Here is a 25407-nt window from a genome sequence, read left to right on the forward strand (position 1 = left end):
ATAACAATATAATCATGATGCAGTCGACCTCTTCTTTACTCAGCCTTGCGATTTGGTGCCCTATCGCGTTCGGCATATTTGTCCTGGCGTTCGGCCGGGACAGCAATCCAGGGCTGGTGCGTGGCTTATCTCTGATAGGTTCCTTAGCCAGTTTCCTTGTGACTTTGCCTTTGATCAAAAACTTTGATAATGCTGCGCATGGCATGCAGTTTGTCGAGAAGTTTTCGTGGATAGAAAAGTTTAATGTTTTCTATGCACTCGGTATCGATGGTATCTCTCTGTGGCTGGTACCGCTGACCGCGTTTATCACGGTGATCGTGGTGATCGCAGCCTGGGAAGTTGTTGAGAAGCAGGTCGCACAATATATGGGCGCATTCCTGATCTTGTCCGGATTGATGATCGGTGTGTTCTGCGCGACAGATGGTTTGCTGTTCTATGTGTTCTTCGAAGCGACGCTGATTCCTATGTATATCATCGTCGGTATCTGGGGTGGCCCGAACCGCGTGTATGCAGCGTTCAAGTTTTTCCTGTACACCTTGCTCGGTTCTTTGCTGACTCTGGTTGCTGTGATTTATCTGTATATCAAAGCAGGTCACTCGTTTGATATTCTGGTATGGCACAAACTGCCTTTGCCACTGCATACACAGATTATGATTTTCTGTGCCTTCCTGATGGCATTCGCGGTCAAGGTACCTATGTGGCCCGTGCATACCTGGTTGCCGGATGCTCACGTTGAAGCACCTACCGGTGGTTCTGTAGTACTGGCTGCGATCATGCTGAAACTGGGTGCGTATGGTTTCCTGCGTTTCTCTCTGCCTATCGCACCGGATGCCAGCCACTATATGGCCGGTTTCATGATTACCTTGTCGCTGATCGCTGTTATTTACATTGGTCTGGTTGCATTGGTACAGGCCGATATGAAGAAACTGGTAGCTTATTCTTCTATCGCTCACATGGGTTTCGTGACTTTAGGCTTCTTCATGTTTAACGACATGTCGGTACAAGGCGCTATCGTGCAGATGATTTCTCACGGTTTTATTTCCGGCGCGATGTTCCTGTGTATCGGTGTATTGTATGACCGCGTACACTCCCGTCAGATCGTTGACTACGGTGGTGTGGTGAACACGATGCCGCGTTTTGCAGCTTTCTTCGTGTTGTTCTCCATGGCTAACTGCGGCTTGCCTGCGACCTCCGGCTTTGTTGGCGAGTTCATGGTGATTCTGGGTGCAGTGAAGTTTAACTTCTGGATCGGCATGCTGGCAGCAACTGCTCTGATCTTTGGTGCGGCTTACTCCCTGTGGATGGTTAAACGCGTGGTATTCGGTCAGATTGTTCATGATCATGTTGCAAAACTCACAGATCTGAACATGCGTGAATTCTTCATGCTGGGTGTGTTGGCTATCGCGGTATTGGCGATGGGCTTGTATCCGGCAGTATTTACCGATGCAATGCAGGTCTCGGTATCCGATTTGTTGAAGCACGTTGCAACATCGAAGGTATTACCTTAACAGAGGATGTAGCCAGGTAAGCGGGCCGCAGCGGCGTATTGCTGCGGCAGCGATCAATGCTAGTAGAACGAAATAATATGAACTTCATACCACTTTATCCTGAAATGTTTTTGCTGGTGGCCATTTGCGCCATTTTGCTGATCGACATGTTCCTGTCAGATGGCAAACGCAATCTGACCTATGTGCTCAGTTTGCTGGCACTCGCTGTGACTGCCGCATTGACCGTGGGTACAGCTGATTCCGGCACATCGGTGTACGTCAGCAATAACATGTTTGTGTCTGACCCTATGTCAGTCATGCTGAAACTGGCGTCTTATGCAGCAGTTGCGATGACACTGGTCTATTCCCGTCAGTACGTGACAGACCGCGGTATGAGTAATGGCAAACTGGGCGGCGAGTTCTATGTGCTGGCACTGTTCTCCTTGCTGGGTCAGATGGTCATGATCTCTGGCAATAATTTCCTGGTCATTTACCTGGGCCTGGAATTGATGTCTTTGTCACTGTACGCACTGGTCGCGCTGCGTCGCGAACATACGGTGTCGACTGAAGCAGCGATGAAGTACTTCATCCTTGGCGCACTCGCATCCGGCTTTATGTTGTACGGTATTTCCATGTTGTATGGCGCAACCGGTTCTCTGGAATTGGCTGAAGTATCTAAAGTAGCTGCTTCTGCGACCGCAAACAAAACCATCCTGGTGTTTGGTATCGTGTTCCTGGTGGCTGGTCTGGCCTTTAAACTGGGCGTTGTACCTTTCCACATGTGGGTACCTGACGTGTATCAGGGTTCTCCGACTGCTGTGACTTTGCTGCTGGGTGGCGCACCTAAGCTGGCTGCATTTGCGATTACTTTCCGTCTGTTAGTAGAAGGTTTGTTCCCTCAAGCAGTTGACTGGCAACAGATGCTGGTTGTGTTGGCGGTGATGTCCATGGCAATCGGTAATATTACCGCGATTGCACAGACGAATCTGAAGCGTATGCTGGCCTATTCCACCATTTCCCAGATGGGCTTCATGCTGCTGGGTCTGCTGTCCGGCGTATCGAATGGCAGTTCCGCTCTGGCTGCTGATGCTTACAGCGCATCCATGTTCTATAGCATCACTTATGTGCTGACTACATTGGGTACTTTCGGTGTGATCATGCTGTTGTCACGTTCAGGTTTCGAAGCTGAGAACCTGGAAGATCTGAAAGGTCTGAATAAGCGTTCACCTTGGTTCGCGTTTGTCATGTTGCTGTTGATGTTCTCGCTGGCAGGTATTCCACCACTGATGGGCTTCTATGCGAAATTGTCGGTACTGCAGTCGGTTGTTGCGACTGGCCAGATCTGGCTCGCTGTGGTCGCGGTTTTGTTCTCACTGATCGGTACTTTCTACTATCTGCGCGTCGTTAAACTGATGTACTTTGATGAAGCTCAGGACAGTAACCTGATTAACCCGACCGCAGACGTACGTATTGTTTTGAGTCTGAATGGTCTGGCGGTTCTGGTGATGGGCTTGTTGCCTAGTGGCCTGATGTCCGCTTGCCTGAACGCCATCGTCAAAACACTGGCTTCCTAAAGGTGAGTTTTGCATAGTTCAGTCTCTGTCTGGTTATTGGTAGGGTTTGCAGTGTTTGCTGCAAACCTGCCTTTTCTGAATGAACGCTGTTTCGCGATTGTCGCGCTACAGCGTTTTTCTTTTTCTAAGCCTGTCTTTGTGCGGTTGCTCGAATTGCTGGCGCTTTACTTCGTCGTGTTGGGACTAGGTTTTTTCCTTGAGGCGCAGCTCGGCAATCGTTTCCCACAAGGATGGGAATTTTATGCGACGACTTTGTGCTTATTCCTGGTATTGAGTTTCCCCGGATTTGTGCTGCGCTATCTGGTAAAACGCAGGAGCCTCCGTCATGAGTGATGATCAGCTCAGAGAGCAACGTATAGACAGCCGACTCGCCTATGACGGTGATTTCTTACGGGTGAATAAGGATACGATTGCACTACCAGACGGCAAGACCGCGACTCGCGAGTACATCTTGCATCCGGGTGCGGTGGTCGTCATTCCCTTGCTCGATGATGGGCGAGTATTGATGGAACGTCAGTTCCGTTACCCTTTGGACCGTGTGTTCATCGAATTCCCTGCGGGGAAAATTGATGCAGGTGAGGATATTCTGGCCTGTGCCAAGCGCGAATTGCAGGAAGAAACCGGCTACACAGCAAGCGATTGGCAGCATGTGTGTACCATCCATAATGCTATCGCTTATTCAGATGAACACTTAGAAATTTATCTGGCCAAGGGCTTGCAGGCAGGTGAAGCCAGCCTCGATGAAGAAGAATTTTTAGAAACTTTTTTTGCAACGCCGGAGCAGCTGCTGGCTTGGGTGAAGGATGGCAGTATCACCGACGTGAAAACTGTTATTGGTATTTTTTGGCTGGAAAAAATTCTCAGTAAAACCTGGTGAGTGCCGACTGCAGAGCGGCGCCTGGCGCCAGTCTGCAGCACAGTGCTATACACAGTGCGATCATAGCGCCATAAACACAGCACCATAAAAAAGCCGTCGCTTGCGACGGCTTTTTGCTTACATATTCGGGTAGTTAGGGCCACCACCGCCTTCAGGCGTCACCCACACGATATTTTGTGTCGGGTCTTTAATGTCACAGGTCTTACAGTGCACACAGTTTTGTGCATTGATTTGCAGCTTATCCTGACCATCATCCGTTTTGGTGAACTCATACACACCAGCCGGACAGTATCTGCTTTCCGGGCCTGCATATTTGGCCAGATTGACAGAGACGGGCACGTCCGGATTTTTCAAGGTCAGATGGATAGGCTGATCTTCAGCATGATTGGTATTCGAAATAAATACTGAGGACAGCCGGTCAAAAGTCAGCTTGCCATCTGGCTTAGGATAATTGATAGGCTGGAATTCGGACGCCGGGCGCAGGCACTCATGGTCAGCATGGGTATGACGCAAAGTCCATGGTGCTTTACCACCTAACAGTACCTGATCTATCCCCACCATCAAGGTGCCCAGGTACAGACCTTTGCTCATCCAAGGCTTGAAGTTACGTGCCACATGCAATTCCTCATGCAGCCAGGACGCTTCAAATGCACTGGCGTAAGCCGTCACTTCGTCATACTGACGGTTTTCTTGCAAGGCATCGAATACTGCATTCGCCGCCAGCATGCCGGTCTTAATCGCAGCATGGCTGCCTTTGATACGGCTCGCATTGAGGAAGCCCGCATCACAACCGATCAAAGCGCCACCCGGGAAAGTCAATTTTGGTAAGGATTGCAAACCACCAGCCGTAATGGCGCGTGCGCCGTAGGCAATGCGCTTACCGCCTTCAAAGAATTTGCGAATTTCCGGATGCGTTTTATAGCGCTGGAACTCTTCATACGGTGACAGATACGGATTTTCATAACCCAGACCCACCACATAACCGACTGCGACCTGATTGTTTTCCAGGTGATACAGGAAGGAACCGCCATAGGTGCTGCTATCCAATGGCCAGCCAGCGGAGTGAATCACCAGACCAGGCTGATGTTTGGCTGGATCGATTTCCCACAGTTCCTTAATACCGATACCGTAGGTTTGCGGATCTTTGCCTTTGTTCAGATCAAATTTACTGATCAGCTGTTTGCCCAGGTGACCACGCGCGCCCTCTGCAAACAGGGTGTATTTTGCATGCAGTTCCATACCCAGCTGAAAGGCCGGACCCGGCTCGCCTTCGCGATTGACACCCATATTGCCAGTGGCGACGCCTTTGACCGAACCGTCATCGTTATACAGCACTTCAGCCGCGCTAAAACCAGGGAAAATTTCTACGCCCAGATTTTCTGCCTGCTGTCCCAGCCAACGCACTACATTCGCCAGCGAGATCACATAATTGCCGTGATTCTGGAAGCAGGATGGCAGTAAAAAGTTCGGTGTTTTATAAGCTTTGGTTTCTGATAAAAACAGGAAGCGGTCTTCCGTTACTTCTGTATTCAGAGGTGCGCCCAGTTCTTTCCAGTTCGGGATCAGTTCGGTTAATGCTTTTGGATCCATTACTGCGCCGGACAAGATATGTGCGCCCAGTTCGCCGCCTTTTTCCAGCACGCAAACTGACACTTCATTGCCTTTTTCTGCGGCCAGCTGTTTTAATTTGATTGCGGCAGACAAACCTGCAGGACCGCCACCGACGATCACGACGTCATATTCCATCGCATCGCGGGGGCCGTACTGTTCAAGAATGTTTTGTGTCATGGCTGTAATCGCTTTCAGAAAATTTTTCGAACGAACGTGCTAAATTAGTCACAGCATGGTATATGCTGAAAACGCATTCTGCAAGTTCTGGATTAGGCGCGCGCCCCTAGAATCCCACCCTCAATTGCCGCATCTCCGGCAGATTATTATTTTCTGTGAACTGAGCCTGTGACAGATCAGTGCGATTAGCCTGAGAGTGTGACAAACTGCGGTTTTGGGTGTTTGTTGAGCTAATCGGGGTTAGCGAGCCATCCTGTTTTGCTGTTTTGCAGGGTGGCTGAATTATGGCAGAGCCATGCAAGGATCGCATCATCTGCTGGCGGAAACCTGCATATTTTGTGAAAAAAAGCGATGTGTACCAATTCCATGCAACATACTTGTGATCTGTATGTCATCATAGCGAATTAAGAGAAGGTCCGCATACCTAACAAAACGGAGAGACGAATGGGTATTGAAGTCAATTTCGAAGGCAAAATTGCGTTGGTGACTGGCGCCTCCAGCGGCTTAGGTGCACGGTTTGCCAAGGTGCTGGCACAGGCAGGGGCGCAGGTCGTACTCGCTTCACGCAGAATAGATCGCTTGAAAGAGCTGCGTGCTGAAATTGAAGCTGAAGGTGGCGCCGCGCATGTGGTGGCATTGGATGTGACTGATTATGCCAGCATTAAGTCAGCCATCGCGCATGCTGAAACAGAAGCAGGTCCTATCGATATTCTGATCAATAATTCCGGTGTCTCGACCACGCAGCGGCTGGTCGATGTGACGCCCGACGATTATGCCTATGTGATGGACACCAATCAGCGTGGTGCTTTCTTTGTGGCGCAGGAAGCGGCGAAGCGCATGATTGCGCGCCATAAAGGCGATCCGCGCAAGCAGCACCGTATCGTCAATATCGCCTCAGTTGCTGGTTTGCGGGTTTTGCCACAAATCGGCATCTACTGCATGAGTAAGGCGGCTGTCGTGCATATGACCAAGGCCATGGCGGTCGAATGGGGTAAGTACGGCATTAATGTGAATGCGATTTGCCCCGGCTATATCTCAACTGAAATTAATTCCGATTATTTCGATACTGAGCAGGGACAAAAACTGATCGATTTGTTGCCACGGCGCCGAGTCGGCAGCCCGGAAGACCTCGATGGCTTGTTGTTGTTGCTCGCAGCGGAAGAGTCCCGCTTCCTGAACGGCGCTATCGTGACTGCGGATGATGGATTGAGTGTGCAATGACAGAAGTGATTACTGAGCGTAAGGCGGCGGATAAGAAGCTGGTCTATACCGTTACTATACCCATACGCTGGGGCGATATGGATGCGCTCGGCCATGTGAACAACACCGTGTATTTTCGTTTTATGGAGCAGGCCAGGATAGAGTGGCTGGCGATGATGGGGTGTTTGCCAGATGAGAATGGTAATGGCGCTGTGATCGTCAATGCGCATTGCACCTTCAAAAAGCCGCTGAAGTATCCTGATCAGGTGGAAGTTTGTACCTATATTGCTGCACTGGGCAGAACCAGCTTTGAAACCATACAAGAGATGCGCTCGGTCAATGGCGGCTACACCCTGTATGCAGAGGGCGGTGCCAAGGTGGTATGGGTAGACCGGCAGACTGAAAAAGCCACCGCAGTTCCGGAAGCGATACGGCAAAAATTCAATGAGTTAAAGCAGGCCGGACGGCGCCGCAGGACTTGATTCCAACACTGGCTTAGGCCTGCGTTTCAACGCATAATACCCAGCAGCTTATGTACCAGTTCACTTGAAGTCGCAGCGCTGAACTTTTTCATTAGTTTGGCTCTGTGCATTTCGACCGTACGCGGACTCAGCTCAATTTGCCGTGCAATCAGTTTGCTGGTTTTACCCTCGACCAGCAAAGCAGCAATCTCTCTTTCTCTGGGAGTTAATTCTGCTGACACACTGCGTTTCGCGCTCAAATCCTCAAAGGTCCAGATGCCCGCCGCATGTGGGTGATCCTTTTGTAAACCTCGCCCCGAAACATGACACCAGAATAAATCCTGATTGGCGCGTTTCATAATTCTCTCGTCTGAATAGCAGCCCTTGGCATTGATGATGGGCGTGATTCTCGCACCTGTGCGCTCAAACTCATCGCTGCTCGGATACAGTATCTGGAATGACGCACCAATGAGCTCTTGTTTCGTGTACCCAAACATCTCAGCCAGCGCATCATTACAGGCGTGAATCACCCTGTTTTGCGAGACGCACATGCCTATGGGCGCCAGTTGGAAAATCGTTTCAAAATCGATGGTTTGCATAGCTCTGACAGATAAATCCTGATGTGCTGCTTCAGTGGCCGGGCGTGCTCGAACGCTAGGTAGTTTTACGGTATTGCGGAGTATAACGCAGCAATCTATGCTGCATGGCTAAGATTATAAGACGTATCTTTTCTGATCCGGTGTGTGTATCGTTGCGATTGAATAGCTGCTCCATATGCTTGCCGTTTTGACGAATTTTCCTGAAGAGAGGGGACAAACATGAATAAAGTGTATCCTGATGCGGCCAGTGCGCTGGCCGGACTGGTTCAAGATGGGCAGACTGTCGCTGTTGGCGGCTTCGGCCTGTGTGGTATTCCTGAGGCACTGATAGGCGCATTGCGCGATTCCGGTGTGACCGGTCTGACCGCCATTTCGAATAATGCAGGCGTGGATGGATTTGGTCTGGGTCAGCTATTGACCACACGTCAGATTAAGAAAATGATTTCCTCCTATGTTGGGGAAAATAAAGAATTTGAGCGTCAATATCTGGCCGGTGAACTGGAACTGGAATTTACGCCGCAAGGCACCCTGGCAGAAAAACTGCGCGCAGGCGGTGCCGGCATTCCTGCATTTTTTACCAAGACTGGCGTCGGTACTATCGTGGCTGAGGGTAAGGAAATTCGTGAATTCGATGGCCATCAATATGTGATGGAGCGCTCCCTGGTGGCGGACGTATCTCTGGTGAAGGCCTGGAAGGCAGATAAAGCGGGGAATCTGGTGTACCGTAAAACAGCGCGCAACTTCAATCCCAATGTGGCGATGGCAGGTAAGGTCACTGTGGTGGAGGTTGAAGTGCTGGTGGAAACCGGCGAGCTGGACCCGGATGAAGTGCACACACCAGGTATTTTCGTACATCGTATCGTTGTGAATGCGCAGCCTGAGAAGCGCATCGAACAACGTACAACGCGTCCAACTAATTAAGCCGGGAGATCAACATGGCGTGGAACCGAGATGAAATGGCTGCGCGTGCAGCTGCAGAATTGCAAGATGGATTTTATGTGAATCTGGGTATAGGTTTGCCTACCCTGGTGGCGAATCATGTACCGCAAGGGATGGAGGTCTGGCTGCAATCTGAAAATGGTCTGTTAGGCATAGGTCCTTTTCCTACCGAAGAGGAAGTGGATGCAGATTTGATCAATGCAGGTAAACAGACCGTAACTACCTTGGCGGGATCTTCTATTTTCAGTTCTGCCGATTCGTTTGCGATGATACGCGGCGGTAAAATTAATCTGGCGATTCTGGGTGCGATGCAGGTCAGTGAAAAGGGCGATCTGGCGAACTGGATGATCCCTGGCAAAATGGTTAAGGGCATGGGCGGTGCGATGGATCTGGTCGCCGGTGTGGGCCGTGTCGTGGTGCTGATGGAGCATGTCGCCAAAGGCGATGCGCATAAAATTCTGCATCAATGCAATCTGCCACTGACTGGGGTCGCTGTGGTTAACCGCATCATTACCGATCTGGGTGTGATCGACGTGACCCCGGCTGGCTTGAAAGTCGTTGAGCTCGCCAGCGGTGTGAGTGCAGAAGAAATTCAGGCTAAGACCGAAGCAAAACTGGACCTCAGCGCAGTACAATAAACTGCGTTGTCAGTAAAAAAAAGCCAGTCCGGATAGACCCGTACTGGCTTTTTTGTTAGCGGCGCTACCGACCTTATTGCGCGACCCAGCCACCATCCATATTCCAGGCCACGCCACGAATCTGAGTCGCTGCATCGCTGCAAAAGAATACGGCCAGGGCGCCTAATTGTTCAGGCGTGACAAATTCGCCGGACGGCTGTTTTTCAGCGAGCAAGGCTTTCTTGGCTTCTTCATTGCTCAGGTTGTCTTTGGCAGCACGCGCATCCACTTGTTTTTGCACCAGTGGCGTCAATACCCAGCCAGGGCAGATCGCATTGCAGGTCACGCCAGTTTGCGCGGTCTCCAATGCGGTCGTTTTAGTCAGTCCTATCAATCCATGTTTGGCAGCGACATACGCAGATTTTTGTGCCGAAGCGACTAAGCCATGCACGGAAGCCAGATTAATTATGCGGCCCCAGTTTTTCTCCTTCATATAGGGTAAAGCCAGGCGCGTGGTATGAAAGCAGGAGCTCAGATTAATCGCGATAATCGCATCCCATTTTTCGACCGGAAAATCCTCGATCGCGGCGACATGCTGTATGCCTGCGTTATTGACCAGGATATCGACGCCACCAGCGCGTGCCGTGGCATAGCTCATCATCGCTACAATTTCACTTGCTTTACTGATGTCCGCACCGTGATAGCCGACATCGACACCGAATTCAGTGTGCAGATCAGCCTGAATTTTTGCGATCTCGTTCGCATCGCCAAAACCGTTGAGAATGAGATTGGCACCTTCTGCAGCCAGTGAACGGGCGATGCCCAATCCTATGCCTGAGGTAGAGCCGGTGATCAGCGCAGTTTTTCCACGTAAAGTTGAGGCAGACATGAGCTCTCCTGAAAATTGATATTAAAGAAATGAGATTGAATGCGGATTAACAATGATTTTAAGCGCAACGATGGGTAAAATGGGAGTTTACTGTAACAGCTTAAGCGCTGTATTACCGTCCTGTAGCGCTGCAACGCATCTTTAACTCAACTTTCACTCAGTTTCATTTGATAAGGTCGCCTTATGTCAGCAGATCGTAAATATGTGCAATGCCTGTCTCCTGCCGGACTTCATAAAATGGCATATCGGGAATGGGGTGATCCATCAAACCCTAATGTGCTGATCTGTGTGCATGGTGTGACACGGGTAGGGGACGACTTCGATGAGCTTGCCCGGCATTTTGCCGGCGAATACCGCGTGATCTGCCCGGATGTTGTGGGGCGTGGTTATTCTGATCGTTTGCGTAATCCTGCTTTTTACGTCTTGCCACAGTATGTGAGTGATATGGTGACTCTGCTGGCACGTAGCGGTGCGCAATCGGTAGACTGGATAGGTACTTCGATGGGCGGCTTAATCGGCATGGGCCTGGCTGCCTTAGAGGGGAATCCCATCCGTCAACTGGTGTTGAACGATGTCGGGCCTACACTGAATCCGGAAGCCATTGCACGTATTGGTTCTTACATCGGTCAGGATACCCAATTTGCTGATTTTGACGCGGGACTGGCGTATATCAAGGCGGTATCTGCTTCATTTGGACCGCATACCGATGCGCAATGGCGCAAGCTGGCACGGGATGTGCTGCGTCAAAATGAAGACGGTAGCTGGCGCAAGCATTATGACCTGGGCTTGGCTGAACCATTTAAAGCGACCACGCCGGAGATGGCTGTCGCGGGTCAGGCGGCTTTGTGGGCTGCTTACGATGCCATCCGCGCCCGCACCTTGCTGATACGTGGTGAATTGTCAGACTTATTGTCACGGGAAACAGCCCAGGAAATGGGGCGGCGCGGGCCGCAGGCGCAGTTGGCTGAAATTGCCGGTGTCGGACACGCACCGACGCTGCAGGATGCAGCGCAAATTCAGCTCATACAGGATTTTTTATCAGCATATGGAAAGTGAAATATGGAAGTTCAACGATTGCATGTAGGTCCACGCTTGTCAGAAACCGCCATCTATAACGGCGTAGTGTATCTGGCTGGACAAATTCCTGAAAACACGCAGCAAGATATCTACGGTCAAACTGCTGAAGTGCTTGGGCATGTTGATCGCTTGCTGGCAGAGGCTGGCAGCGACAAGTCGCGCATTTTGTCTTGTCAGATATTTTTGCGCAATATCAGCATGATAGGTGCGATGAATGAAGTGTGGGATCAATGGGTGGCGCAGGGTAGTTCGCCACCGCGCGCCACAGTTGAGGCACGCCTCGCTGATCCAGACTGGTTAATCGAAATCGTTGTTACAGCAGCGCAAAAATAAAGAAGAATTTAGAAGAACATGGTTTCCATATCTGTCGCAATGTCCGAGTCGCAATTGCTGGAAGGCTTATCAGAGGCTGATAAGGACAGGCTGATTGCAGCACTGGAGTTTGTCACGCCGTATTATCAGGCCCGCTCTATCATTACTGAACAAAATGCCTTGCTGTTTGTGCGTGGTGTGGTATCCACGCTTGCCATGTTGCGCGCCGATGTGGATTCCCGGATCGCTGCATTGTTGTTTGAATTGCCTGATCTGCATCCTGAAGCGGCTAAGAAAATTGAAGCCCTGTTCGGCAAAGAAGTGGATGAGCTGGTGACAGGCATACGTCGCCTGATGAAGTTGCGTGAAGCGGCGTTGACGCAACATGAATTTGGCAATGGTAAGGATGCTGTAGAAAAGACTGCGGCGCAGATGGAGACCTTGCGTAAGATGGTGCTCGCAATGGCGAACGATATGCGTGTGGTGTTGATACGTCTGGCGTCCAGAGTGACTACCTTACGTTACTTTGCTGAATGTAAGCGCGAAGACGGCGCTGCTCAGCAATATGCAAGTGAAACCATGGACTTGTATGCGCCATTGGCTAATCGCCTCGGTATCTGGCAATTGAAGTGGGAGCTGGAAGATTTGTCGTTCCGCTTTCTGGAGCCGGCTCAGTACAAGCGTATCGCCAAAATGCTGGAAGAAAAACGGGTTGAGCGCGAAAGTTTTGTAGTGAATGCGATTGCGCGCCTCAATGCTGAGTTAAAGCTTGCAGGCGTTACGGCAGAAGTGTCCGGTCGTCCCAAACACATCTTTAGTATCTGGAAAAAGATGAAGGGAAAATCGGTCAATTTTGATGAGTTGTACGATGTGCGCGCCTTCCGTGTGATCGTCGATGATATCAAGGATTGTTATACCGTTTTGGGCATCGTACACAATGCCTGGGCGCCGATTCCTAAAGAGTTTGATGACTATATTTCTCGCCCCAAGTCTAACGGGTACAAATCTTTGCATACGGTGGTGGTCGTTGAGGATGGACGCCCGCTGGAGGTGCAGATACGCACCAGAGAGATGCATCAGTTTGCTGAATATGGTGTGGCAGCACACTGGCGTTATAAAGAAGCCGGTGGGTCCAATTTCACGGCTCAGGAATATGATGAAAAGATTGCCTGGTTAAGGCAATTACTCGCCTGGAAAACCGATGTCACGGATGTGGTGGTGGAGCAGGAAGATGTACAGCGTGAATGGGTAGAAAGGCTGAAGTCCGCCACTCTGGATGATCGCATCTACGTGTTGACCCCGCAGGCCAGAGTGATTGAGTTGCCAAATGGCGCAACGCCGGTGGATTTCGCTTACCAGTTGCATACAGATGTAGGGCATCGCTGTCGTGGTGCGCGCGTCGATAATGTGATGGTGCCGCTGAATACCCGGCTAAAAAATGGCCAGACGGTAGAAATTATTACCCTCAAGCTGGGATCTGCTCAGGCTGGGCCTTCACGTGACTGGCTGAGTCCTGAGTACTCGTCCGGCACCCGTACGCGCACCAAAATCCGCGCCTGGTTTAATGCGATAGATCAGCAGGAAACGCTGGCGAATGGACGTGCACTGATCGAAAAAACCTTGCAGCGCGAAGGGAAAACGGCGGTTAATCTGGAAGAGCTCGCGCGTAAATTGGGCTTTGCGGCGGTGGATGAATTTTTCTTATCGGTCGGTAAGGATGAATTCAGTCTGCGCCAGGTAGAGACTGTTTTGCGTGACAATGTTGTGGTTCCAGATGAGATTAATGAGCAGGCCATCACCAATAAGAGTCGTGCATCCAGTGTGACACAGGGTGCTAAGTCAGGTGTGTTGGTGGTGGGTACGGATGGCTTAATGACACAGCTGGCACGCTGCTGTAAGCCGGCTCCGCCAGATGATATCGTTGGCTTCGTCACGCGCGGTAAGGGTGTGTCTATCCATCGCCTCAATTGCAAAAACTTTGGGGAAATGCGCAACAGAGCGCCTGAACGGGTGATCCAGACCACCTGGGGCGATGGGGGTAAAGATACGGTTTACCCAGTTGATATCTATGTCATGGCGCAGGACAGGCAGGGCTTGTTGCGCGATATTTCTGAAATTTTTTCGCGTGAAAAAATCAATGTGATTGGCGTCAATACCCAGAGCGCGAAATCGCAGGCACGCATGTCGTTTACGGTGGAAATCTCAGGTACGACCCAATTGCAAAAGGCGCTGAGCGTGATACGTGAGGTGGGTGGGGTGCAGGAAGTACGTAGGCAATAAGCGGTTTTTATGCGGGCTTTCTGCTCTCTGCGCTAGCCTGAACTGGCTGGAAAAGCAAAAAAGTGCTTGGGGGGACTAGCAATATTCATACATGCTCTGCTATACTTTGGTTTCTTTAGACGCGTAGCTCAGCTGGTTAGAGCACTACCTTGACATGGTAGGGGTCGTTGGTTCGAGTCCAATCGTGTCTACCACAGATTTAGAAGTTTAACTTCTTAGATAAGAGCGAGAAAGGCATCCTGGTTATGACACCGCGAACTACCACTAAAATGGTTTGGGAGCGACTCTAGTCGGGGATCTTTTTCGTCTGAATCAAATTGGAAAAAGCACGGCTAGCCGTGCTTTTTTTTCGTCCAGATTTTTTCAAATTTTCAATTACACATTTTCGGCAAACTTCTGCCACTTTGGAGAGTGACATGGTCTCAGTAAAACTTCCTGATGGTTCGCAACGTCAATTCGATGCGCCAGTGACGGTTGCGCAAGTGGCTGCCAGCATTGGTGCTGGTCTGGCCAAGGCAGCGTTGGCCGGGCGTGTGGATGGTCAATTGGTAGACACCTCGTTTCTGATTGAAAAAGATGCAGAGCTGGCGATTGTGACTGATAAAGATGCGGATGGTCTGGATGTGATTCGTCACTCGACTGCGCATTTGCTGGCTTATGCGGTAAAAGAACTGTTTCCTGATGCGCAGGTAACCATAGGCCCGGTCATTGAAAATGGCTTTTACTACGACTTTTCTTACAAGCGTCCATTCACGCCTGACGATCTGGTGCTGATTGAAAAGAAAATGCAAGAGCTTGCTAAGAAAGATGAGCAAGTGGTACGCAAGGTGGTGCCGCGTGATGAAGCGGTGGCTTACTTCAAATCTATTGGTGAAGCCTATAAAGCGGAAATTATCGCTTCCATCCCGGCTGATCAGGATGTGTCGCTCTACACTGAAGGTAATTTCACGGATCTGTGCCGTGGTCCTCACGTGCCATCGACCGGCAAGTTGAAGGTGTTCAAGCTGATGAAGCTGGCGGGTGCTTACTGGCGTGGTGATTCTAAAAACGAAATGCTGCAGCGTGTTTATGGTACAGCTTTCGCTAAAAAAGAAGACCAGGAAGCCTATCTGCATATGCTGGAAGAGGCGGAAAAACGCGACCATCGTAAATTGGCAAAAGCGCTGGATTTATTCCATTTTCAGGATGAGGCGCCAGGTCTCGTGTTCTGGCATGCCAAGGGTTGGACTATCTGGCAACAAGTTGAGCAGTACATGCGCAAGGTCTATCAGGAATGTGGTTATCAGGAAGTGAAAGGTCCACAAATTCTGGACAGTAGTCTGTGGGGGAAAACCGGTCACTGGGATAACTACAAAGACAATATGTTTGTCACTGAGTCGGAAAACCGTACTTATGCGTTGAAGCCGATGAATTGCCCTGGGCATGTGCAGATTTTTAATTCCGGTATGAAGAGCTACCGTGATTTGCCGCTGCGTTTCGGTGAGTTTGGCCAGTGCCATCGTAATGAGCCGTCCGGTGCCTTGCATGGCATTATGCGCGTGCGCGGCTTTACCCAGGATGATGGTCATATTTTCTGTACTGAAGAGCAGATTCAGTCTGAAGTAATGGCCTTCCATCCGCAGGCAATGAAAGTATATGCGGATTTTGGCTTTGAACAGATTTCTATCAAGCTGGCGTTGCGCCCTGAAAACCGTATTGGTAGTGATGAAGTCTGGGATCGCGCCGAAGAAACCTTGCGTGCCGGTCTGCGCGCCTGTGGTGTAGAGTCGTGGGAAGAGTTGCCGGGCGAGGGTGCTTTCTATGGTCCTAAGATTGAGTATCACCTCAAAGACAGTCTGGGTCGTCCATGGCAAGTTGGTACGATGCAAGTGGATTTCTTCATGCCAGGTCGCCTGGGTGCGGAGTATGTGGCGGATGATAATAGCCGCAAAGTGCCGGTGATGTTGCATCGTGCCATCGTGGGCTCACTGGAGCGCTTCATTGGCATGTTGATTGAAAATCATGCTGGTGCGATGCCATTATGGTTATCTCCATTGCAAGTTTCCGTGCTGAATATTTCCGAATCGCAAGCTGAGTACGCCCAGCATGTTGCAGAAATCCTGAAGAAACAAGGATTTAGGGTAAATACTGATTTGCGCAATGAGAAAATAACCTATAAAATACGCGAGCATTCTATACAAAAAATGCCTTATATCATTGTTGTCGGTGATAAAGAGCGGGATGCAAACACCGTAGCTGTGCGTACGCGTGGCAATCTGGATCTGGGCGTAATGCCTATTGATACCTTCATTTCCCGTCTGCATGACGAGATAGCAACTAAGGTTTAACAGATGCGCGGCAATCTTCCCTTTTGGCAAGATCGCACGGTAAAGATTTTATTTTTTTAAAGGAAACTGCAATAGCTACCGAAAGAACACATCGTATCAACGGTGAAGTTACCGCGCCTGAAGTGCGCTTGTCTGGCGTTGATAATGAACCTCTGGGGATCGTCAAACTGAGTGAGGCTTTTCGCTTAGCCGAAGAGGCCAATGTGGATTTGGTGGAAATTGCGCCAAACGCGCAGCCACCAGTTTGCCGCTTGATGGATTACGGCAAGTTTAAGTACCAGGAGCAGAAAAAAGCTCATGAAGCCAAACTGAAACAAAAAGTCATTTTGGTGAAAGAAGTGAAATTCCGCCCGGGTACTGATGATGGTGATTACAACATCAAACTGCGTAATCTGGTGAAGTTCCTTGATGATGGCGATAAAACCAAGATCACATTGCGCTTCCGTGGTCGTGAAATGGCGCATCAGGAAATTGGTATGCGTATGCTGGAGCGTCTGAAAGCAGATCTCGAGCCTTACGGTCAGGTAGAGCAGTTTCCTAAGATGGAAGGTCGCCAGATGGTCATGATACTGGCACCGAAAAAGAAAAAATAAGCTTTTTTAAAGCTTGTAGTTGAATTCAGGTTTTGTGGGGCTCGCTTTGGCGGGCACTACAAGATCCGGTCTACAGACCGGGTCACAATAAGTGAGAAGTAGGCATCCAAGAGTAGCGATCGTTGCTGCCACCTACCATCATATAAAATTGGAGCTGTCGTAAAAGACAGATAGTGCTATGCCAAAAATGAAGACGAAAAGCAGCGCGAAAAAGCGCTTCCGCGTCCGTCCAGGTGGTACCGTTAAACGCGGTCAGGCTTTCAAACGTCACATTCTGACTAAGAAAACCACCAAAAACAAACGTCAATTGCGCGGTGCTGTAGGTGTTCATGACACCAACATGGTTTCCGTTATGCGCATGATGCCAACTGCTTAACCTCATACTCATTATTTAAGGAGTAATTATGCCTAGAGTAAAACGTGGGGTTACAGCTCGTGCCCGTCATAAAAAAGTACTGAACCTTGCAAAAGGTTACCGTGGTCGCCGTAGTAAAGTATTCCGTATTGCTAAGCAAGCAGTTATGCGCGCTGGTCAATACGCATACCGCGATCGCCGCAACAAGAAACGTGTATTCCGCGCTCTGTGGATCACACGTATCAATGCAGCGACACGTCAACACGGTATGACTTACAGCGTATTCATGAACGGCCTGAAAAAAGCCGCGATTGAACTCGACCGTAAGGTATTGGCTGACATGGCAGTGACCGACAAACCAGCATTTGCTGCGATTGTTAATCAAGTCAAAGCCAACCTGGCAGCGTAATACAGTATCAGTAGTTGATGCAGTCTGTACGCAGACTGCATCTATCAAGCGGGGCAGAGGTTGATTCCTATGCCCCGTTTTGTTTTCAGCTCATTATTTCAGCTTCTATGTAAGCGGGAACAACGCATGAACCCATTAGATCAAATCGTCAGCCAGGCATGTGCTGATTTTCTGGCGGCTGTGGATGCCGCTGCACTGGAAAATGCTAAAGCCTTATACCTGGGCAAAAGTGGCCAGATTACCGAACAGATGAAGAGCCTGGGGAAATTATCCCCGGATGAGCGTAAGACACAGGGCGCCATCATTAATGCCGCTAAAGTGCAGATAGAAAATGCCTTGACCGAGCGCCGTGAAGCGCTGGCCAATGCACAATTGCAGGCGCGCCTGAGCGCGGAAGCAATTGATGTGAGCTTACCCGGCCGTGGCCGTGGCGTTGGTGGTATCCATCCCGTCATGCGTACCTGGCAAAGGGTGGAAGAGATTTTCCGTTCTATCGGTTTCGACGTGGCAGATGGCCCGGAAATTGAAACCGACTGGACCAATTTTACTGCACTGAACAGCCCGGAAAACCATCCTGCGCGTTCTATGCAGGATACCTTCTATGTGGATGGTAATGATACTCAGGGTAAGCAGTTACTTCTGCGTACCCATACCAGTCCTATGCAAGTGCGTTATGCACGCATGAATAAACCGCCGATCAAGGTGATTGCACCCGGTCGTACCTATCGCGTTGACAGCGATGCGACTCACTCGCCTATGTTCCATCAGGTCGAAGGTTTGTGGATCGCAGAAGACATCAGCTTCGCCGATCTGAAAGGCGTGTATCTGAATTTTGTGAAGGCCTTTTTTGAGACCGATGATTTGCAGGTGCGTTTCCGTCCGTCTTATTTTCCGTTCACTGAACCTTCCGCTGAGATCGATATTGCCTTTGGCAGTGGTCCATTGAAAGGTTGCTGGCTGGAAGTGTCAGGTTCTGGACAGGTTCATCCTGCGGTGATCCGTAACATGGGTCTGGACCCTGAAAAATATATAGGTTTCGCGTTTGGTTCGGGTCTGGAGCGTCTGACGATGTTGCGTTACGGTGTCAATGATCTGCGACTGTTTTATGAAGGTGACTTGCGCTTCCTGAAGCAATTTAACTGACGCAAGATACAGACCACATGGTTCCGGCGACTTCAGGCTCCTGGCGATTTCAGTCATGCCTTGGTCGCCACGCTTTACTGGAACTGGGTTGCCTGAATCTTATGATGAAATCTGAATCAATCTGAACGCCAGGCGTTCAAACATCCAACATTAGACGGCTGAATTATGCAATTTTCTGAAAACTGGCTCCGTACTATGGTCGACCCGAAGATGACTTCGGATGAGTTGTCCCATTTGTTGACCATGTCTGGTTTAGAGGTGGAAGAGGTGGAGCCGGTCGCTCCTCCTTTCACCAATGTCGTGGTCGCTGAGATCCGCGAAATCAATAAACATCCGGATGCCGATCGCCTGAATGTATGCCAGGTCGATGTCGGTACCGGCACCTTGCTTAACATCGTATGCGGTGCACCGAATGTGCGTGTCGGTATGCGTGTTCCTTGTGCTATGGCTGGCGCTGTATTGCCGCCAGGTCCGGACGGTAAGCCTTTCCTGATCAAGGTTGGCAAGCTTCGTGGCGTTGAGTCGCAAGGTATGCTGTGTTCTGCGCGTGAGTTGAAATTGTCGGAAGACCACGGTGGTTTGATGGATCTGCCATCGGACGCACCAGTCGGTCAGAATTTCCGCGATTACTACCAGCTTAATGATTTGAAATTCACCATCAAGCTGACACCAAACAAGGCAGACTGCCTGTCTGTGCTGGGTGTGGCGCGTGAAGTGTCTGCATTGACCGGCACGCCTATGCATTTGCCGACCACTAAAGAATTGCCAGTCACGCTGACTGAAAAATTAGCCGTCAAGGTCAGCGCACCTGATCTGTGTGGCCGTTTCTGTGGCCGTGTGATCCGTGGTGTGAATGCGAAAGCAGAAACCCCGGATTGGATGAAGCAACGCCTGGAACGCAGTGGCCAGCGTCCAATCTCTGCCTTGGTAGATATTTCGAATTATGTGATGCTGGAATTAGGTCGTCCTACCCATGTGTTCGATCTGGACAAAATCCAGGGTGGCCTGGAAGTGCGTTGGGGTAAAGCCGGTGAATCGCTCAAACTCTTGAACGGCAATACCGTGGATGTGGATGAGTGGGTCGGTGTGATTGCGGATGAAAAAGAAATCGAATCGCTGGCGGGTATCATGGGTGGTGACTCTACAGCCGTCACGCTCGATACACAAAACATCTATCTGGAAGCTGCTTTCTGGTGGCCATCTGCAATACAGGGTCGTGCCCGTCGCTATAACTTCTCTACCGATGCAGCGCACCGCTTTGAGCGCGGTGTCGATTTTGAAAACATCGTTGAGCATATCGAACGTATCAGTGCACTGATCGTGGAAATCTGCGGTGGTATTGAGCAGGTCAAACTGGGTCCGGTGGATGATCAGATCATACAGTTGCCACAGCGTAGCCCGGTACAACTGCGTACTGCACGTGCTCAGAAAGTGATAGGTGTTGCGCTCACAGATGCGCAGATCGCTGACATCTTTACCCGTCTGAACCTGCAATTCACCCATCAGGACGGCGAGTTCCTGGTGACGCCGCCTTCCTATCGTTTTGACATCGAAATCGAAGAAGATTTGATTGAAGAAGTTGCGCGCGTGTATGGCTTTGAAAACATCCCGGCACTGCCACCAGTCGCAGCGAATGCGATGTTGGTTGCGCCTGAAAATCAGCGCTCCTTATTTGCTATCCGCCGTCTGATCGCTGATCAGGATTACCAGGAAGTGATCAACTACAGTTTTGTAGAAGAAGCCTGGGAAAAAGATTTTGCCGGTAATGCTGCGCCGATACGCGTCGTCAATCCTATCGCCAGTCAGATGAGTGTGATGCGCACGAATTTGCTGGGCAGCCTGATTGCAAATGCCAGATACAATCTGAACCGTAAAGTCAGCCGTGTCCGTATTTTTGAAATGGGTGCTGTCTATTTGCGTGATGAAGCTGTGCAGGATGGTCCGTTAAGCGTCGCTGGCTATCATCAGCCTAAGCACTTAGCTGCATTGGCGTATGGGCCGGTAGCCGAAGAGCAATGGGGCATGGCAGCACGTAATGCGGATTTCTTTGACGTGAAAGCGGATCTGGAAGCCTTGTTTGCGCCGCTGAGCCTGAAGTTCGTGAAAGATGAGCATGTGGCCCTGCATCCTGGCCGCAGTGCACGCATCGAGCTGGCTGGTAAAGCTATCGGATTTATCGGTGAACTGCATCCGCGCCTGCAGCAGAAGTATGACTTGCCGCTGGCGCCGGTCGTGTTCGAGGTAGAGATCGCTGCCTTGCAAACTGTGCAAGTGCCGGTATATCAGGAAATTTCGAAATTCCAGGCCGTTTCACGTGATCTGGCGCTGGTGGTGAAACAGGATATTCCAGCGCAGAATCTGGCAGATGCTTTCGCGGCAGAGATACAAAAAAATGCAGCTTGTCATATCGTGCAGTCCGTCACTTTGTTTGACGAATATCGCGGTAAAGGTCTGGCTGAAGATGAGAAAAGTCTTGCTTTCCGGTTTAGCTTGCAAGATACTCAATCTACCCTGCAGGATGATCGTGTTGAAGCTGCTATGACAGCTTTGACAGCGGCGGCTGCAGCGCAGTATGCTGCGAAATTGCGTTAAGTTCTTGCTTGTGCTGTTACGTAAATGAGAGAAGTTTGATAATGAATGATGTACATTCCGCTGAATTTCAGTCAGTACTGGATGCGGATCTGAATCGTGCCATGCAGGCGGCCAGAGCGCGCTCGCAGGCGGAAAAAGAATTACCTACCCTGACCAAGGCTGAACTGGCTGAATTGTTGTTCGAGCAGGTTGGCCTGAACAAGCGTGAAGCCAAGGACATGGTAGAGACTTTTTTCGTTGAAATCCGTGATGCGCTGGAGCGCGGCGAAGCAGTCAAATTATCGGGTTTCGGTAATTTTCAGTTACGTGACAAACCACAGCGTCCGGGGCGCAATCCCAAAACTGGCGAGGAAATTCCGATCACGGCACGCCGTGTCGTGACTTTCCATGCCAGCCAAAAGCTGAAAGGTATGGTTGATGAAACCAGTGGGCAAAACCTTGCTCACGCTGCTTAATGTGAATGTATGACGGAAATCAGGATAGAAACTCAGGCTTTGCCCGCTATCCCGGCAAAGCGTTATTTCACGATTGGCGAAGTCAGTGAACTTTGTGGCGTCAAGCCGCATGTGCTGCGCTACTGGGAGCAGGAATTTTCCCAGCTCAAACCGGTCAAGCGACGCGGTAACCGCCGTTACTATCAGCACCACGAAGTTCTGTTGGTGCGGCGCATCCGTGAATTGCTGTACGATCAGGGTTTCACCATCAGTGGCGCAAGAAATAAACTGGGTTCTCACGGCGGGCGTAGCAACGCGCAAGCAGAGGGGCCAGTGGAACCACAAGTCAGTCTGCATCAGATCCGGGATGAGTTAAAAGCGGTTCTGGCTTTGCTCGCTAGCTAAAACTGACCAGTTAAACAAAAAACGGTACTGTGTTTACAGTACCGTTTTTTTATGCTCCTCATTATCTGAGTCTCAGGACCTCATGATCTGGCGATACTCAGTTTTTGATGTCGTAAAGCTGCCTGGCGGCCGCTGTGTTTTCGGGGAACACTTGCGTGTATGACTGTTGCGGCAGCATGTTCCTGAATGCGGAAGGCGCTGACGGCCTTGCTGAGTGTGGCTGCATTTTGCTCTAACTGCTCAGTAGAGAGTTTCGCCTGCTCGACCAGGCTGGCATTTTCCTGCGTCAGCTGGTCTATGCTGCTGATCGCGTTATTCACGCTGGAGATGCCTGCACTTTGTTCCTGGCTGGCGTTGGCAACATGATGAATCAGGCTCGATACCTGTTCCACATTCTCGGCAATAACCTGCATGGTTTTGCCAGCACTATTGATCAGGGTACTGCCTTTTTTGACTTCTGCGCTCGAAGAGTCGATCAGATGTTTGATTTCTTTGGCGGCGTTTGCACTGCGCTGCGCCAGATTCCTGACTTCGCTCGCCACCACCGCGAAGCCACGTCCTTCCTGTCCGGCGCGTGCCGCTTCCACTGCTGCGTTCAGAGCCAGAATATTGGTCTGGAATGCAATGCCATCCATCACACCTATAATTTCAGAAATCTTTTTAGAGCTGTTGGTGATACTTTGCATAGACTCAATCGCATCGCTCATCACTTGCAAGCCTTCCTGTACACTTTGTGCTGAGCCACTGACTAACTGACTGGCCTGTGCCAGATTCGCTGCGTTATCCTTGGTGGTAGTGGTCAGTTCTTCCATCGCACTGGCGGTTTCTTCTAGCGATCCTGCCTGACTTTCTGTGCGGCCAGACAGATCGCTGTTGTCCTGATGAATTTCCTTGGCGATAGTATCGATGCTGTCCGCGTTCAGACGTATATCTGCAACCAGGCTGCCTAAGCCGCTCTTCATTTGATTAACGGCGCTCAGCAGCTGAGAAATCTCGTCTTTACCAGCTTGTACCTGTTCCGGTACCAGATCACCGGAGGCGGTTTTTTGTATGCTTGCGGTTAGCTGATGGATGTCACGTGACAGCGCGAAATAGATCCCAGCCAGCAGATAAGTCGCTACCGCGATCAGTACAAAAATTCCGGCAAACATGCGATAAATTTTCCAGTCCAGCGCAGTCACTACTTGTGTCAGCCTGTTTTGTATTAAAGTTGCAAGCTTTTGGTTTTGATCAGCAATCTGTTTTGCTGCGCCGGTTCCTGCAGTGTAAAACTCTGAACCTGAGCTTTGATTCACTGAGGCCAGCACTTCGTCCTGAGCGCGCGCGAAAAATTTGTCGCTCTCGAGCAGCACGGTCCGTATCGTCTGCAATGCTGGCTTGAGTTCGCTTTGTTCTTGCTCCAGTGTGCTTATCTGTTCCAGTAATTGTTTTTGTTCAGACTTGACGTTCATGAGCAGGGAATTCAGCATCACATCTTCACCCGCTTCAAACAGACCACTATCGATATACGCGGCACCGCGCGCGGTCATCACCATCAGCTTTTCCTCTGTCGATGGAAGTGAGCGTAACTGTATATTTAATAATTGATTGGTCGTGATATCCGCATCCAGATTCAGCTTGCTATCATTCGCCAGTTGGCGTGACAACTGATCGATTTTCTCCAGAAACTGGTTATGGTTCTGAAAGTTTTGTGCTGGCTTGCTGCTGCTTTGGGCTGCGATCAGACTTTGCCAGTCCTTTTTGAGTTTGTCCGGTAGCGATGAAGACTGCAATTGCTCATGAATTTGTTTTTCCAGGCTATTGAGCTTGTCTGCGACTTGCTTATTGCCCTGGGCTTGCATGTGACTCAGTGCGCGGTGTTGCCGTATGCCGGATTGAATCTGGTTATTTGCCTGAATTTCAGTTAGTGCGCTGAGTTTTTTACGTGCAATCGCGCCCTCGGTGCGCATCTCTGTAAATAGCAAGCCAACCACTATCAATAATGGGATAGCAAAACTGATCGCGACAAAGGCGACCTTATGCGTAATGCGAAAGCCTTGCATAAGACGCATAGCGGGGGAGAGTAGCGTGAGTAGGGCGGTTGTCATTGCAGATATCGGTGAGAGATAAAACTTGATTTTCGGCAATATTAGTTACTAAATGTTACAGTGCTATGACTGAGGCTCAACTTCTATACTTATTATAGGAAATCGATTTCGAATTTGAAGGGAAATTTCCACACAGCAATCGTAGTCGGAGGCAAGTGCTGCAGTCGAGTTGCGTCGACGGGAGGGTGTCGTGGAAGTGCGGTATGCGATGTTTGCGTAATTGTGGCCAGGTAAGTGAGCATTGGGGAAAAGCTGGCCACAACTTTTGCCACAACAATGGCTCACTCAGATTACGCAAACACAGATGCAATCAGGTTAGGTAAAGCAGGGATGTTACTGGGGAGATGCCGCCATACTGAAACAGACTGGCTGCGGTGTCTGATAATGCCGCTTGAGCGGCTGATGTGACTTGGCATGGAATATTGATCAGATATACATGCCGGAAAAAAGGGCTTAACATCATTGATGTTAAGCCCTCAAATTTGGCTCCCCGACCTGGACTCGAACCAGGGACCTGCGGATTAACAGTCCGTCGCTCTACCGACTGAGCTATCAGGGAACAGAAGATACAATATCTTCAAAACTCTTCAATCTGTGCTGCGAGTGATTTTTTTCTTAAGTTCACTGCTTACTTGGTCACTTTGCTTCTCTCCGGCGTATACCACTTCCGAAGAAAAAGGGCTTAACAATGAAGTTAAGCCCTTGAATTTGGCTCCCCGACCTGGACTCGAACCAGGGACCTGCGGATTAACAGTCCGTCGCTCTACCGACTGAGCTATCAGGGAATAGAAGATTTGATGATCTTCGGTAAACTTTATGTAGTGATTGGTTTTAAGTTCACTACCTACTTTGAATTCTGTGGCTCCCCGACCTGGACTCGAACCAGGGACCTGCGGATTAACAGTCCGTCGCTCTACCGACTGAGCTATCAGGGAACAGAGACAAAAATTATATGCTTCGCA

Annotated in this window: 23 protein-coding genes and 4 tRNA genes; 20 read left to right on the top strand and 7 right to left on the bottom strand. The window is 50.1% G+C overall.

Features of this window, described 5'->3' with window-relative positions; all coding sequences use genetic code 11:
* The first annotated feature begins 14 nt into the window (after positions 1–14).
* From H8K43_RS06930 to H8K43_RS06945, 4 genes are all read left to right on the top strand, one after another.
* The gene (locus H8K43_RS06930; protein ID WP_162020085.1) at positions 15–1508 is read left to right on the top strand and encodes an NADH-quinone oxidoreductase subunit M; all 1494 of its coding nucleotides are present in this window, start codon (positions 15–17) and stop codon (positions 1506–1508) included.
* 77 nt (positions 1509–1585) lie between these two features.
* Positions 1586–3061 carry an NADH-quinone oxidoreductase subunit NuoN gene (gene nuoN, locus H8K43_RS06935; RefSeq protein ID WP_186903158.1) on the top strand — a complete coding sequence of 492 codons (1476 nt, stop codon included), beginning with the start codon at positions 1586–1588 and terminating at the stop codon, positions 3059–3061.
* A 9-nt stretch (positions 3062–3070) separates the two neighbouring features.
* Entirely contained in the window at positions 3071–3394 is a 324-nt protein-coding gene (locus tag H8K43_RS06940; RefSeq protein WP_186903159.1) for a DUF2818 family protein, read from the top strand.
* Entirely contained in the window at positions 3387–3938 is a 552-nt protein-coding gene (locus H8K43_RS06945) for an NUDIX domain-containing protein (protein WP_186903160.1), read from the top strand. The genes H8K43_RS06940 and H8K43_RS06945 overlap by 8 nt, the downstream gene beginning before the upstream one ends.
* A 117-nt stretch (positions 3939–4055) precedes the next feature.
* Here the strand turns inward: H8K43_RS06945 and H8K43_RS06950 are convergent, their stop codons facing one another.
* The gene (locus tag H8K43_RS06950) at positions 4056–5684 is read right to left on the bottom strand and encodes an electron transfer flavoprotein-ubiquinone oxidoreductase (protein ID WP_162020318.1); all 1629 of its coding nucleotides are present in this window, start codon (positions 5682–5684) and stop codon (positions 4056–4058) included.
* Positions 5685–6170: 486 nt separating this feature from the next.
* On the opposite strand from H8K43_RS06950, the gene H8K43_RS06955 reads away from it, so the two are divergent.
* Together H8K43_RS06955 and H8K43_RS06960 are read left to right on the top strand one after the other, a co-directional pair.
* The gene (locus tag H8K43_RS06955) at positions 6171–6947 is read left to right on the top strand and encodes an SDR family oxidoreductase (protein WP_186903161.1); all 777 of its coding nucleotides are present in this window, start codon (positions 6171–6173) and stop codon (positions 6945–6947) included.
* Positions 6944–7408 (top strand): acyl-CoA thioesterase, encoded by a 465-nt coding sequence (locus H8K43_RS06960; protein WP_186880069.1) that lies wholly within the window; start codon positions 6944–6946, stop codon positions 7406–7408. The genes H8K43_RS06955 and H8K43_RS06960 overlap by 4 nt, the downstream gene beginning before the upstream one ends.
* Positions 7409–7434: 26 nt before the next feature.
* Here H8K43_RS06960 and H8K43_RS06965 read toward each other — a convergent pair whose 3' ends face one another.
* Positions 7435–7986, bottom strand: a complete 552-nt coding sequence (locus tag H8K43_RS06965) for a LuxR C-terminal-related transcriptional regulator (RefSeq protein ID WP_186903162.1) — start codon at positions 7984–7986, stop codon at positions 7435–7437.
* Positions 7987–8205: 219 nt separating this feature from the next.
* On the opposite strand from H8K43_RS06965, the gene H8K43_RS06970 reads away from it, so the two are divergent.
* Positions 8206–8907: a CoA transferase subunit A gene (locus H8K43_RS06970; RefSeq protein ID WP_186903163.1), complete on the top strand. Its 702-nt coding sequence runs from the start codon at positions 8206–8208 to the stop codon at positions 8905–8907.
* Positions 8908–8921: 14 nt separating this feature from the next.
* Positions 8922–9563: a CoA transferase subunit B gene (locus tag H8K43_RS06975; RefSeq protein WP_186903164.1), complete on the top strand. Its 642-nt coding sequence runs from the start codon at positions 8922–8924 to the stop codon at positions 9561–9563.
* Positions 9564–9636: 73 nt separating this feature from the next.
* Here the strand turns inward: H8K43_RS06975 and H8K43_RS06980 are convergent, their stop codons facing one another.
* Entirely contained in the window at positions 9637–10431 is a 795-nt protein-coding gene (locus H8K43_RS06980) for a 3-hydroxybutyrate dehydrogenase (protein WP_186903165.1), read from the bottom strand.
* Positions 10432–10614: 183 nt separating this feature from the next.
* On the opposite strand from H8K43_RS06980, the gene H8K43_RS06985 reads away from it, so the two are divergent.
* The 12 genes from H8K43_RS06985 (at position 10615) to H8K43_RS07040 (ending at position 22358) form a co-directional block, all read left to right on the top strand.
* Entirely contained in the window at positions 10615–11487 is an 873-nt protein-coding gene (locus H8K43_RS06985) for an alpha/beta fold hydrolase (RefSeq protein ID WP_230403734.1), read from the top strand.
* Between the two features lie 3 nt (positions 11488–11490).
* Complete coding sequence (locus H8K43_RS06990; protein WP_186903166.1) at positions 11491–11841, top strand: RidA family protein; 351 nt, start codon at positions 11491–11493, stop codon at positions 11839–11841.
* 18 nt (positions 11842–11859) lie between these two features.
* Positions 11860–14100: a RelA/SpoT family protein gene (locus tag H8K43_RS06995; RefSeq protein WP_186903167.1), complete on the top strand. Its 2241-nt coding sequence runs from the start codon at positions 11860–11862 to the stop codon at positions 14098–14100.
* A 117-nt stretch (positions 14101–14217) separates the two neighbouring features.
* Positions 14218–14294: transfer RNA gene (locus H8K43_RS07000), tRNA-Val, on the top strand.
* A 222-nt stretch (positions 14295–14516) separates the two neighbouring features.
* The gene (gene thrS / locus H8K43_RS07005; RefSeq protein ID WP_186903168.1) at positions 14517–16427 is read left to right on the top strand and encodes a threonine--tRNA ligase; all 1911 of its coding nucleotides are present in this window, start codon (positions 14517–14519) and stop codon (positions 16425–16427) included.
* A gap of 50 nt (positions 16428–16477) precedes the next feature.
* Complete coding sequence (infC, locus tag H8K43_RS07010) at positions 16478–17020, top strand: translation initiation factor IF-3 (RefSeq protein ID WP_329604493.1); 543 nt, start codon at positions 16478–16480, stop codon at positions 17018–17020.
* A 178-nt stretch (positions 17021–17198) separates the two neighbouring features.
* Entirely contained in the window at positions 17199–17396 is a 198-nt protein-coding gene (gene rpmI, locus H8K43_RS07015; protein ID WP_162020098.1) for a 50S ribosomal protein L35, read from the top strand.
* 28 nt (positions 17397–17424) lie between these two features.
* Entirely contained in the window at positions 17425–17784 is a 360-nt protein-coding gene (gene rplT / locus H8K43_RS07020; protein ID WP_162020099.1) for a 50S ribosomal protein L20, read from the top strand.
* 126 nt (positions 17785–17910) lie between these two features.
* Complete coding sequence (gene pheS, locus H8K43_RS07025) at positions 17911–18927, top strand: phenylalanine--tRNA ligase subunit alpha (RefSeq protein WP_186903169.1); 1017 nt, start codon at positions 17911–17913, stop codon at positions 18925–18927.
* A 165-nt stretch (positions 18928–19092) separates the two neighbouring features.
* Positions 19093–21519 (top strand): phenylalanine--tRNA ligase subunit beta, encoded by a 2427-nt coding sequence (gene pheT / locus H8K43_RS07030; RefSeq protein WP_186903170.1) that lies wholly within the window; start codon positions 19093–19095, stop codon positions 21517–21519.
* Between the two features lie 41 nt (positions 21520–21560).
* Complete coding sequence (locus tag H8K43_RS07035; RefSeq protein ID WP_162020102.1) at positions 21561–21974, top strand: integration host factor subunit alpha; 414 nt, start codon at positions 21561–21563, stop codon at positions 21972–21974.
* A gap of 9 nt (positions 21975–21983) precedes the next feature.
* On the top strand, positions 21984–22358 hold the full coding sequence (locus H8K43_RS07040) for a MerR family transcriptional regulator (protein ID WP_186903171.1): 375 nt from the start codon (positions 21984–21986) through the stop codon (positions 22356–22358).
* Positions 22359–22438: 80 nt separating this feature from the next.
* Here the strand turns inward: H8K43_RS07040 and H8K43_RS07045 are convergent, their stop codons facing one another.
* The 4 genes from H8K43_RS07045 to H8K43_RS07060 form a co-directional block, all read right to left on the bottom strand.
* The gene (locus H8K43_RS07045; protein ID WP_186903172.1) at positions 22439–24400 is read right to left on the bottom strand and encodes a methyl-accepting chemotaxis protein; all 1962 of its coding nucleotides are present in this window, start codon (positions 24398–24400) and stop codon (positions 22439–22441) included.
* Between the two features lie 528 nt (positions 24401–24928).
* A tRNA-Asn gene (locus tag H8K43_RS07050) sits at positions 24929–25004 on the bottom strand.
* A gap of 150 nt (positions 25005–25154) precedes the next feature.
* Positions 25155–25230: transfer RNA gene (locus H8K43_RS07055), tRNA-Asn, on the bottom strand.
* Between the two features lie 74 nt (positions 25231–25304).
* Positions 25305–25380, bottom strand: a tRNA-Asn gene (locus tag H8K43_RS07060).
* Between the last annotated feature and the right edge of the window lie 27 nt (positions 25381–25407).

The organism is Cognatundibacterium curvum (assembly GCF_014284235.1).
Classification (GTDB): Bacteria; Pseudomonadota; Gammaproteobacteria; order Burkholderiales; family Burkholderiaceae_D; genus Undibacterium; species Undibacterium curvum.